General features: G+C 41.5%; 9 protein-coding genes. 5 read left to right on the top strand and 4 right to left on the bottom strand.

Translation table 11 applies throughout. The annotated features are described in order from the left end of the window. Positions 1 to 28: 28 nt before the first annotated feature. On the bottom strand, positions 29 to 1474 hold the full coding sequence (locus V7K38_RS25505; RefSeq protein WP_334861872.1) for a deoxyribodipyrimidine photo-lyase, 8-HDF type: 1446 nt from the start codon (positions 1472 to 1474) through the stop codon (positions 29 to 31). A gap of 258 nt (positions 1475 to 1732) precedes the next feature. On the opposite strand from V7K38_RS25505, the gene V7K38_RS25500 reads away from it, so the two are divergent. Then, entirely contained in the window at positions 1733 to 2287 is a 555-nt protein-coding gene (locus V7K38_RS25500; protein WP_334861870.1) for an acireductone dioxygenase, read from the top strand. A 52-nt stretch (positions 2288 to 2339) separates the two neighbouring features. Here V7K38_RS25500 and V7K38_RS25495 read toward each other — a convergent pair whose 3' ends face one another. Further along, positions 2340 to 3137 (bottom strand): hypothetical protein, encoded by a 798-nt coding sequence (locus tag V7K38_RS25495; protein WP_334861868.1) that lies wholly within the window; start codon positions 3135 to 3137, stop codon positions 2340 to 2342. A 370-nt stretch (positions 3138 to 3507) separates the two neighbouring features. Between V7K38_RS25495 and V7K38_RS25490 the strand changes: the two genes are divergently transcribed. The 3 genes from V7K38_RS25490 (at position 3508) to ftsH4 (ending at position 6871) form a co-directional block, all read left to right on the top strand. Continuing rightward, complete coding sequence (locus V7K38_RS25490) at positions 3508 to 3954, top strand: TOBE domain-containing protein (RefSeq protein ID WP_334861866.1); 447 nt, start codon at positions 3508 to 3510, stop codon at positions 3952 to 3954. 753 nt (positions 3955 to 4707) lie between these two features. Continuing rightward, positions 4708 to 4893: a DUF2949 domain-containing protein gene (locus V7K38_RS25485; protein ID WP_334722084.1), complete on the top strand. Its 186-nt coding sequence runs from the start codon at positions 4708 to 4710 to the stop codon at positions 4891 to 4893. 91 nt (positions 4894 to 4984) lie between these two features. Then, positions 4985 to 6871 (top strand): ATP-dependent zinc metalloprotease FtsH4, encoded by a 1887-nt coding sequence (gene ftsH4 / locus V7K38_RS25480; RefSeq protein ID WP_334861864.1) that lies wholly within the window; start codon positions 4985 to 4987, stop codon positions 6869 to 6871. A 78-nt stretch (positions 6872 to 6949) separates the two neighbouring features. Here the strand turns inward: ftsH4 and moeB are convergent, their stop codons facing one another. Next, entirely contained in the window at positions 6950 to 8122 is a 1173-nt protein-coding gene (gene moeB / locus V7K38_RS25475) for a molybdopterin-synthase adenylyltransferase MoeB (RefSeq protein WP_334861862.1), read from the bottom strand. A gap of 140 nt (positions 8123 to 8262) precedes the next feature. After that, on the bottom strand, positions 8263 to 8790 hold the full coding sequence (locus tag V7K38_RS25470; RefSeq protein ID WP_334861860.1) for a M67 family metallopeptidase: 528 nt from the start codon (positions 8788 to 8790) through the stop codon (positions 8263 to 8265). Between the two features lie 1029 nt (positions 8791 to 9819). Between V7K38_RS25470 and V7K38_RS25465 the strand changes: the two genes are divergently transcribed. Continuing rightward, positions 9820 to 11736: a calcium-binding protein gene (locus V7K38_RS25465; protein ID WP_442940803.1), complete on the top strand. Its 1917-nt coding sequence runs from the start codon at positions 9820 to 9822 to the stop codon at positions 11734 to 11736. Positions 11737 to 11738: the final 2 nt, after the last annotated feature.

Genomic DNA, 11738 nt, shown 5'->3' with positions numbered 1-11738 from the left:
CTAAACAAAGATTAAAAAAATCACAATTTTACTCGCCTGTACTAAGGGTTTTTTGCTGTTGATAAAGCTGTTTAAACTGCTGCTGTTGTATTTTATGATCCACAATTGGGTCGGGATAGCCAACAGCATGACGTTCTAAAGATGGAATTTTACCAGTAACTAAATATTCGGTATCTACAGACCGCAATTCTGATACCCATTGCCGAATATATTCACCATCTGGGTCAAATTTTTGTGTTTGACTAGCTGGGTTAAAAATCCGCACAGGTTTAGGATCCATTCCACTAGAAGCACTCCATTGCCAACCGCCATTATTAGCAGATAAATCACCGTCAATCAACTTCTGCATAAAGTATTTTTCTCCCAATTGGGGATTAATTAGCAAGTCTTTGGTGAGAAAACTAGCAACAATCATTCGACAACGGTTGTGCATCCAGCCGCTTTCATTCAATTGGCGCATGGCTGCATCTACAATGGGGTAGCCAGTTCTGCCTTCACACCAAGCTTGGAAATGTTCTTCGTTTATTTCCCAGGGAAAATTCTTAAAGGTGTCGCGGAAAGCACCATCAGCTAATTCGGGGAAGTTATACATTGCATGTTGATAAAACTCCCGCCAAGCTAATTCTTGTTGCCACGTGCGAATATTAACTGCTGTTTCTTCACTGCGACTATTTTCTAGTGCTTCTATGGTGGCTTGCCAAACGCTACGAATGCCAATTACGCCAAATTTCAAAGCTGCACTCAGTTGTGATGTGCCTTCAACTGCGGGGAAATTTCTCTGTTCTTGATATTCATTAATAGCTTTATAAGTAAATTCTTCTAATCGTTCTTGTGCCGCCGCTTCTCCGGGTGCAATAATCAATTCTTCATCCCAAATAAACCCTAAATCTTTCGCTGAAGGTAATGCGATCGCTCCTGTAAGTTTTGCAATTTCTTGTTCCGTTTCTGTTAAGCCTTCAACATTTTGCAGTGTTTCTACTGGTTTTGCTTTCGGTTTGGTAATCCAATTTTTCCAGAAGGGGGTGTAAACTGTGTAGGGACTATTACCACCCGTGCGGATCTCATCTGGAGAGTTGAGGATTTGATCCCAGTTTTGATTAAGAAACTCAATGCCTTTTTCTTTAAGTGCATCTATAACGGTGCGATCGCGTTCTTGCGAATAAGGTTCTACATCCCAATTCCAAAAAACAGCTTTAGCATTTATTGCCTCTGCTAAAGCTGGTATGGCTTGTACAGGATCGGCGTGGAGTATTAATAACTGGCTACCAACTTGAGTATATCGCTCTTGGAGTTTCTGCAAACAGCCAATCATATAAGTTACTCTCACAGGAGCAATATCATCCCGTTCTAGAATATTCGGATCGAGGCAAAATACACCTACCACCTTTTGACTCTGCCGTTTTGCCGCAGCCAGTCCCGTATTGTCAGAAATGCGTAAATCGCGCCGATGCCAAAACAAAATTAAGTCAGACATTCTATACTGCATATAGTTCACCCGTACTAGCTTAGATGCTAGTGGTACTAATGAACATCATTCTGGCGATAAATTTATTCTGGGCATTGGGCATTGGGGAAAGATTTACTGCAACTTCCCTCATCTCGCTTATCCTCTCATTCCCTATGCCCATGTCCCATGCCCTATTACCAATTCCCCGGTTTATCAGTCGGAATAGTGGTTTTTTGTTTTAAAGATAGAGTATACTCTTCTTAACAGTTAATTAGTCTTTTTGTCATGGCTAACCTACTACTTGACGACGGTACGATTGAGAGCGATTTAGGCGAAATAGCTCTTGAACTTGCGCTTCTTGGCATTCAACTCAGACATTACGATCCAGGAACATCGCTACTCTTCCCCAATCTGTTAGACCAGGATGTTTTAACTGAGGCTGAGAAACGTTATTATGTAGAACTGCATAACAGTGTCTTTGAATTTCTTCAGCACGAAAATGGCGCTATCTGGTGTGACTTGCTAAATGTGCATCCAGGTTCCTTCAATCTTCACCACCTGATCGCAACCTACGGCCGTTACCATACTCATCCTGCGGCTGAACCTCTCTACGTGTTGGCAGGAGAAATGATTTATGGCTTCGTGCGATCTGATGGCAGTCAGGTACAGCTTTTAATTCAGGCACAAGACTATCTATACATCCCCGCCGATGTTGAGCATTGGTGCAGTCCAACTGCGTCGTTGAATTTCAAAGGGATACGCTATTTTGCGATTGCAGAAGGTTGGGTTCCAAATTATACGGGTACTCAAGTTAGTGATTCGCTCAATAAGCCGCGTTAAAGCTTAATTTTATATTGGCGTAGCCCGCCGTAGCGATCGCCAGCTGACAACTTCACTCGACTTCCTCACAGAGAATTAACAGCGTTTCCATTTCTTTTGCTAGAGAAATCAACTCTGTCCAAGAGGAGCCACTAACTAAATTTTGAGCGTGAGCTAATCGATTTCGCAACTGTTCAGCAGACTTGAGGAAGCGTTCCCCGAACCGTTTGGATTTTAATCCCAATTGCTGGAGAAGTTCTGGCTGATTTAAAATCAACTCGCGTTTATCACAGAATTGCAAATAATCTAATAAATCTGTAGCTTCGTTTCTTTCTTGACTCTCTCGCCATAGCCGTTGAGCAACTTCTAAGCGTTCAGGTTTGAGGATTTTTTGCCAAGAATCTTGAGGATAGTAAATTCGCACCAGCCGCAGCAAATTCATTTCTAGCAGTGTTACTAAGCCAAACAGTAGCATTCGTGCGGGTGCTTTCTGCAAGTCGCCACAGGTAACAATACCACTTACTTGATTGCAGTCCAAGACAAACAATCGCGGAGTTTGTTGCAAAATGGGTAGCAACTTCATCAATGGGGTGGAAATGGCTATTAGTTCTTTGGGATGGAAGACTCGTTGATAGTCACCACATTTGCCTTCTTTACCTTGAATCAAGCTAGAGCGTTCTACATAACCACTAATAATATCTCCCGTCTCAACCCCGATAACATCAAAATTTTGTGCTTGCATCCAATGCAGCACTTCTGTCACCTTTGCATCGGCTGGCATCGCTTTGAGGGGTTCTGCTATGTATTCAATAGTGATATTGTTTTCAAATAAACTCCGCAGGTCTTGAGAACGCGATTTTAGATGTTTCATCCCCTAGATGTGAACTCTCGTTAAATCATCCTACGGCACTTATGCGATGTCTGCGACGGGCTACGCCTACGCTAGTCGAATTTTCTGCCAGATTCCCCCTACAATCGCTATTTCAACAAATACCATAGACTACTATCATACTATCCTAGTTGGTATAAAGACAGTGACGGTTAGACATTTTCACCCAAAAAAATATTTTGCAACTATAAAAAAATAAATCTTTATGTAGTTATTTGTGTAAGATTAGTTGATTAATTTTGCTAAAAATGCCGACAATTATCGCAAAAAAAATGTTATTACTAAAACGACATACCGAATTCATACTTGGTAAAATTTTACCAAGATAACCAAAATTGATAATAATATTATTATGCCAAGAAAAGAACAAGGATGGGTTACATTTCAAACCTCAGAGGACGAGCGGAAAATTCTAGAGGAGTTCTGCGAACATTCTCAACGCACCAAGACTGAGATTTTGCGGGAACTCGTGCGTAGTCTCAATCAGCACTCGCCAGCAACAGGATCACCACCAAATCAGCAGGAAAAACAGGAAGATATCTACTACACTCAAAAGCCTGACATAGAAAGTACTATTCAAAAGAAATCACTAAAAGTTAGCTCTCGTAATATTCTTAAAGGTGTTGTTAAACGAGTTGTTTATGGAGCAGTTAATAGTGAGGTAACTTTGGAAATTATTCATAAAGTAGAATTAACCTCGATTATCACCAGAGCTTCCGCAGAAGAATTAGAACTATCTGAAGGAAAAGAAGCTTATGCAGTCATTAAGTCTAACGATATTGTTATTGCTAGAGAATAGAAATACTTTATTTTAGCAATCTTCGATCAATCCCTTCAAGAAACGATAATAATCTTTGCTAAAAAAGATTTTCAAGCAAAACAGATAATTCTTAGTATAATCTTTGTTTTGCTTGCAAACTGTATAAGACTTTATACCAAAATTTGCAATGGGATTTTACGTAGGCGTAGCCCATCGTAAGCTTTGCTGCGCCCCTACTGACTCTAACCTTAATTTGGTACTTGCGATCCAATACGGTTCGGTTAACGTGTTCGTCTCTCGAATATCCCCTCAACCCATGCCAGTCGCTCCACTTGGGGAAACCCCAAGACTGCGCTGGCTCTTATCCGAACCGTATTGACTTGCGATCGCTCTCTTTCTATCTATGTAGAGATAGAAATCATCGTTAAAAAATAAACATAACACGGAGGTAGGGAAAAAACATGGAAATTTATCTTTGCATCTCACAATCTCTGCATCTTTTTGAACAGGGTTCTGTGCATTAAAATTTTCTCGTTTCCAATGGTGTTAAGGCTTTGAGTACGGTAAACCGTATTTGCTTGTTAGTTCCCAAAGATTAATTTAATTGTTAAGTTTAGTTACATAAATAAAAAATGCTGCAACATTCGTAAACAGGAAAAATTATGAAAATAGGTAGTATCCTTGAGGATCAAGACAAATTGAACAACTTTACGATGCAACCTGAATATTGCATCACACAAGTCAAGCTCTCTCAGAAATAAAACTTATTTAACAACATTGTTTAACATTGCGATGAAAGCTACAGATCAATTGGTGCATTTTTTAGAAGAAGAGTTGGGTATTTCTGATGGAGCAATTTCTCTTGCTTTGCGCCATTGTGAGCAAACTCCCAACTTCCTGGCTATGACCCTTTGGCAGTATGGACTGGTAACACTGGATCAGTTAGCCCAAATTTTTGATTGGTTAGAAACAGTATAAGCAGCTTCAACTCTTTAGACTGCCAATATCTAATTTTTCCATAAAGTCACATTCTCAATAGTTTTCATTCTAAGGATTGGTAATAAAATCTATGGCAATTAAAGAACAACCTAAATCACCTCGGTTTCGGCTTGTAGCTAATATATTACTGGCAGTATCAGGGCTATTCCTGCTCTTAAATTTATTTTTGCCTGGTTTATTTGCTTCTGGGCCTACTGGTGTTCCCTATAGTCTATTTATTCATCAAGTACAAGAAGGGGAAGTCAATCGCGTTTCCGTTGGTCAAAACCAGATCCTCTACGAACTAAAAACACAAAATGCCGAGCCTGGACAGGTGTTTGCAACTACACCAATCTTTGATTTAGAGTTACCCAAACTGCTAGAACAAAAGGGAGTTGAGTTTGCTGCTACACCTCCACCCAAGAATACTTGGATTACAACCCTTTTAAGTTGGGTGATTCCACCACTGATTTTTATTGGGATTTGGCAGTTCTTTCTTGCCCGTGGTGGTGGCGGTGGCCCCCAAGGTGCGCTTTCCATTGGTAAGAGCAAAGCTAAGGTTTACGTTGAAGGCGAATCAGCTAAAATTACCTTTGCAGATGTGGCTGGTGTAGAAGAAGCAAAAACCGAGTTAGTAGAAATTGTGGATTTCCTCAAGACTCCGGCACGATTTACGCAAATTGGCGCGAGGATTCCCAAAGGTGTGTTGTTAGTTGGCCCTCCAGGTACTGGTAAGACACTTTTAGCAAAAGCCGTAGCAGGAGAAGCAGGTGTTCCATTCTTCAGCATCTCTGGTTCTGAATTTGTGGAATTGTTTGTCGGTGTAGGTTCTTCCAGAGTGCGGGATTTGTTTGAGCAGGCGAAAAAACAGGCTCCTTGTATTATATTCATTGATGAATTAGATGCGATCGGTAAGTCTCGTAGCAGTAACGGCTTCTACGGTGGTAACGATGAGCGAGAACAGACCCTCAACCAGTTACTAACAGAGATGGATGGCTTTGCAGCTGGCGATGCAACGGTGATTGTCTTAGCTGCTACTAACCGCCCCGAAAGCCTTGATTCTGCATTGCTGCGTCCAGGTCGCTTTGACCGCCAAGTTTTGGTAGATCGTCCTGATTTATCTGGTCGGGAAGCGATTCTGAAGATTCACGCTCAAAAGGTAAAATTAGGAGATGATGTAAATTTAAAAGCGATCGCTACTCGTACTCCTGGTTTTGCTGGTGCAGATTTGGCAAACTTGGTCAACGAAGCCGCATTATTGGCTGCTCGTAATCTGCGTCAAAGTGTTGCTCAAGAAGACTTCGCCGAAGCAATTGAGCGGGTAGTCGCAGGTTTAGAGAAGAAGAGTCGCGTTATGAACGAAACTGAAAAAAAGATTGTTGCATACCATGAAGTTGGTCACGCAATGGTCGGGGCGCTAACCACAGGAAACGGTCGCGTAGAAAAGATTTCGATTATTCCCCGTGGGATGGCTGCTTTGGGCTACACTCTGCAATTACCAACTGAAGACCGCTTTTTGATGAATGAAGCAGAATTGCGGGGTCAAATTGCAACTCTACTAGGTGGACGTTCCGCCGAAGAGGTTGTTTTTAACAGTATTACAACAGGTGCTTCCAACGATTTGCAACGAGCAACTGACTTGGCAGAACGGATGGTGACATCTTATGGTATGAGCAAAGTCTTAGGGCCATTGGCTTACCAACAAGGACAACAATCGATGTTTTTGGGTAATGGTGGGGGTAATCCTCGGCGGGCGGTGAGTGAAGACACATCTAAAGCCATTGATAGCGAAGTCAAGGAAATTGTGGAAACAGCCCACGAACAAGCCCTAGAGATTCTCAGACAGAATCGAGACTTGCTAGAAACAATAGCAACCCAACTCTTAGAAACAGAAGTCATTGAAGGCGAAAAACTGCACAATTTGTTGAGTCAGGTTAAACCCCTAGCTAAAACAACCTCTGATTCTTTAGCATCTTAGAACCTTAAAAATTTGAAACGCATAAGCGCTTATGCGTTTCAAAAACCTCATCCACTCCTTAACAAAAGCGGTGCGTTTTTAATACTCTGGAACTGAAGGATCGATTTCTCGACTCCAAGCGGTAATTCCGCCTTTGACATTCGTCCCGACAATCCCAGCTTCCTTAAGAATGGCGAGGGCTTTTGCCGATCGCCCGCCCATCTTACAATGAGCAATTAAGCGGTGGCCGTTTAATATTTCCTTAACCTTGGCAACCCCATTGCCATTTTCAATATCTGGTAAGGGTACTAACACCGAACCCGGTATCTTAGCAATCTCGTACTCATTGGGGTTGCGGACATCCAGCAGGACAAAATCTTTTGCACCACTATCCAGCAATTCCTTCAAATCCTTAACAGTCATTTCTTGACTTTCCATCTGCTGTTTTGCCTCTTCTGCCTTAGCTTGGGGAATTCCGCAAAATTCTTCGTAGTCTACCAGCTTTTCTATCACTGGGCGAATCGGATTAGGACGCAGTTTCAACTCCCGAAATTTCATATCTAAGGCATTATATAGCAACAATCGCCCACTAAGAGTATTACCTTGTCCCAAAATGATTTTGACAGTTTCCGTTGCTTGGATTAAACCAATAATTCCTGGCAAAATCCCTAGTACTCCACCTTCTGCACAAGAGGGAACCATTCCTGGTGGTGGTGGTTCTGGGAAAAGGTCACGATAATTTGGCCCACCTTGGTAGTTAAATACAGTAGCTTGCCCTTCAAAGCGTAAAATTGAACCGTAAACGTTAGGCTTATTCAATAATACACAGGCATCGTTAACTAGATATCTGGTGGGGAAGTTATCAGTACCATCGACGACGATATCGTAAGGTTGCAGGATTTCTAGGGCGTTTTCGGAAGTTAAGCGGGTTTCGTATAAATCAACCTGGCAATAGGGGTTAATCTCGTGAATGCGGTTTTTTGCCGATTCAATCTTAGGTTTACCCACCCAAGATGTCCCGTGGATGACTTGGCGTTGCAGATTGGAAGTATCGACAACATCAAAATCGACAATCCCAATACGTCCAATACCCGCCGCCGCCAGATATAAGAGTAGTGGTGAACCTAATCCACCTGTACCAATACACTGTACACTGGCGGCTTTTAGGCGCTTCTGCCCTTCTAGTCCTACTTCCGGTAAAATTAGGTGTCGGGAGTAGCGTTCGTAATCGTCTTTGGTCAACTGGATTTCGTCCAGATTCGGGTTGAGCATAGCAGTTATGATCTGGGAGAGCGGAATATTATCCTATCGAAAAACTGTATCTTATATTAGAGATGTCTAGTAGGGAAGATGAATTTTCATCCGTCGTGGCGGCGAAAACCGTTACGAGTGACTGTCTTTAAACTAAACCATTAAATTAAATTTTCAATTGCCTCTGCTTGGAACTGATGACAATCGTCAAGGCTCCAACTTAGTAGTTCTCCAGATTTACCGTTTTGGACGCTAATTATTATATACGAGTATCCTTGCCAAGCGTATAGGCGATGTCTACGACTGGCTACGCCTACGCATTCTGAAGGGATAGCAGGATGATCTGGGTGGGAGTGAAAAATGCCGATAATGTTCAGTGAACGAGCCTCGCTACCGCGACGAGCTTCGCTAACGCGTGCTTCCTTTTGCATTTTTAGCATGACTTCGGGTGCGTAGGCGTAGCCCGTCGTAGACATCGCATATTGCCGTCTTTTACTTTCTGCTGTATGTTCCCCAGGAAACTCAGTAGCCGCTTCTGTGTTCCAGATGTTTTCTGTTGGTATGACTTCTATTACAGTTTTGCGCTCATTATCCAGATAGCCCAAAATTATACCGCAAGACTCATCTGGATAAGTGCTTTCTGTATGGGTGCGGATAGTTTGCAAGTGTTTTTGGGTAAGTTGAATCATTTCTGCATGTGTAATTTTACAATCACTGGATTTTATTTTGATCATAGCGATCGCAGCGAACGTTTAATACAGTAATCAAGCGCATATTGCCGTCTTTTACTTTCTGCTGTGCGTTCCCCTAAAAACTCAGCAGCCGCTTCTACAAAAAAAGGCAGGAGGAAAGAAATATTAAGTCTTCTTGGCTAAATCACTTCATGTATGCGTTTGTAATTTTTGTAACTTATAGCGATTATTGCACAGCGATTAGTTCACCGCAGGCATCACAGCACTCAATGATAAAAATATATATTTTTATCATTGAGCATCTTGTAAGTTTCTTGCTTTGAAAACTTCTGCTCCAGCTTGCTTTTGACTGCTGCTGTCTGCAAAATCTTTTTTAACTAGAAATTATTAAAATGTGAAGAACACACTAAGAGAATTTCTTAGCATAGATATATTTCGGCAACTAATGTAAAGAGTATGCAAAGATGCTTCTGAAAGTATGGACATTTAAGTAAATATTCAGTATTTGTTAATATCAGGTTATTTAAAGGTTCCCTATTTTTAAGCTAGACACCCACAGGCAATAGCGCACAACAAGGGTATGAGAATCACCTTCACTATTAAGAGTTAACTGTTCCCTATTTTCAAATTACTAGGATTTATGTATTGACAAAAAATAAAAGTATGAGGTGTGGTTTTCAGGCGTTGAAGCTCGATTTGGCAATGCTTTTTCAATGATGCCTACCTCCGCTATTAAATTGAAGATGATTGTAAAAAGTCTGAAATGACCGATTTCAGTCTATGTACACACTCATTAATTTTTATAGCGCATGACACTTTGATATGCAAATAGCTGCATGTTATTTGTAAGCTAGTTAACATAGTAGATTTTCAAGAAAATTACTGTCTCTCAAGGGTGACATAAAAATATGCCGAAAGTGTAAACTCTCGGCGAGTTCTTGTGTTCTAAAACAGTAGTAACTCCGGGCTGAAAACTATCAATTTACTGAAAACATTTATTAAGGAAGCGTAAAAGTTATGACAAATATCATTGGTATTATTGGAAGCAACTATGATGATATTTTACTGGGCAGTAATGGTGCTGACACGATTAAGGGTAAAGCAGATAACGACACACTGACTGGTGCTGGTGGCAAGGATAAATTTATTTACAATTTGGGTCACGGTACTGACACTATCACTGATTTTGGTGGGGTAGGTAAAGGAACAAACCCCACAGCAGGAGTCATTGCCGAAGTGGATACGCTTGAATTCCAGGGTGCTGGTTTTACTGCCAACAATCTCTTGCTTACCCAGAATGGTAACAATCTGGAAATCACTTTTGATGGCGTGGCTGATAGCAAAATTATCCTAAAAAACTTCAAATTAGAAGACTTGGAGAATCTGCCTGCAACTTCTTCACAACCAGCTATTGGCAATATCCTGTTTGATGGACAAACCAGCATCACCGACAGTTTTGATGTGTTTGATGCTGATTCCACTTTAACTACCCTGTTTAATAGGAACACTATTACGTTCCTCAATGACCTCAATAACAAAATTACGGGTTTAGATAACTCAGATGATGTCGTTAATGGTCAGGGGGGTAATGACTACATCGACGGCAAGAGTGGCAATGACTTGCTGCGAGGTGGTAGTGGTAATGATACTTTGATTGGTGGTGCTGGTAATGACACCCTCGACGGTGGTACTGGTGACGATTACTTGAATGTTGACGCTACACCTGGTAATAACTCTCTCCAGGGTGGTGCTGGTAACGATACCTTGAGTGCTGACGGATCACCTGGCGATAACCTACTAGATGGTGGTAATGGCAATGATTCTCTCTCTGTATCTAGTGGCTACTATGACCCTTATGTATCTGGGAATAACACCCTCAAGGGCGGTGCTGGTAACGATACCTTAAGTGCTTCCTTTTCAAAAGGTGATAACTTACTGGATGGTGGCGATGACAACGATCGTCTTTCTGTCAATCTTGCCAATGGTAATAATACTCTTAACGGCGGCAATGGTGACGATTATTTGAGCGCTAACATTTCAACAGGCGATAACCTACTAGATGGTGGCGATGGCAATGATTCTCTCTTTGCCTCTAACTTCGAGGGCTACAGATTTGATAACACATCAGGTAAGAACACCCTCAATGGTGGTGCTGGTAACGATTACTTAAATGTAAACTATTCACGAGGCGCTAATCTGCTTTCTGGTGGCGATGGAAATGACTATCTCTCCGGTTCTAGCTACGATCATGGCTTCGGAGGAGCATTGTATAAGACTACTGGAAATAACACCCTTAACGGTGGTGAAGGTGATGATAACTTGAATGTTGACTATTCATCAGGTGATAATTTGCTGAATGGAGACAATGGCAATGATTATCTTTCCGCCTCTGGCTACGAGTACGACGAATATGGCGACTACGATAAGTATGGCGAAGAAATCTATCGCCAAACGTCAGGCAATAATACCCTCAACGGTGGCGCTGGTGCAGATAAGTTGGTTGTTGATTATTCAACAGGCAATAACTTACTCTCTGGGGGTGATGGCAATGATACTCTTTCTGCATCTAACGCATTAGGTAATAACACTCTTTATGGTGGCAATGGTAATGACATCCTTACAGGAGGGAATGGTACTGATACCTTTGCTTTCAATAGTTACAATGAAGGCGTTGATAGTATTTATGGTTTCAACGCTACTAATGAACTGATTCAGGTATCTGCTACTAATTTTGGTGGCGGTTTATCACTAGGTTCACTTCAGACAAGTCAATTTACCATCGGCACATCTGCAACGACAAGCAATCAACGATTCATTTATGATAATTCTACAGGTGGATTGTTCTTTGACCAAGATGGCAGCGCAGGTGATTTTACTCAGGTAAAATTTGCCCAACTATCAGCTGGATTATTAGTAACCAACAATAATTTTGTGGTTGTTTAATC

Source organism: Nostoc sp. (assembly GCF_036917465.1).
In the GTDB taxonomy this organism is placed as follows: domain Bacteria; phylum Cyanobacteriota; class Cyanobacteriia; order Cyanobacteriales; family Nostocaceae; genus Nostoc.
Note: the sequence above shows the minus strand (reverse complement) of the source record. Positions and strands in the feature narration are given on the sequence as shown.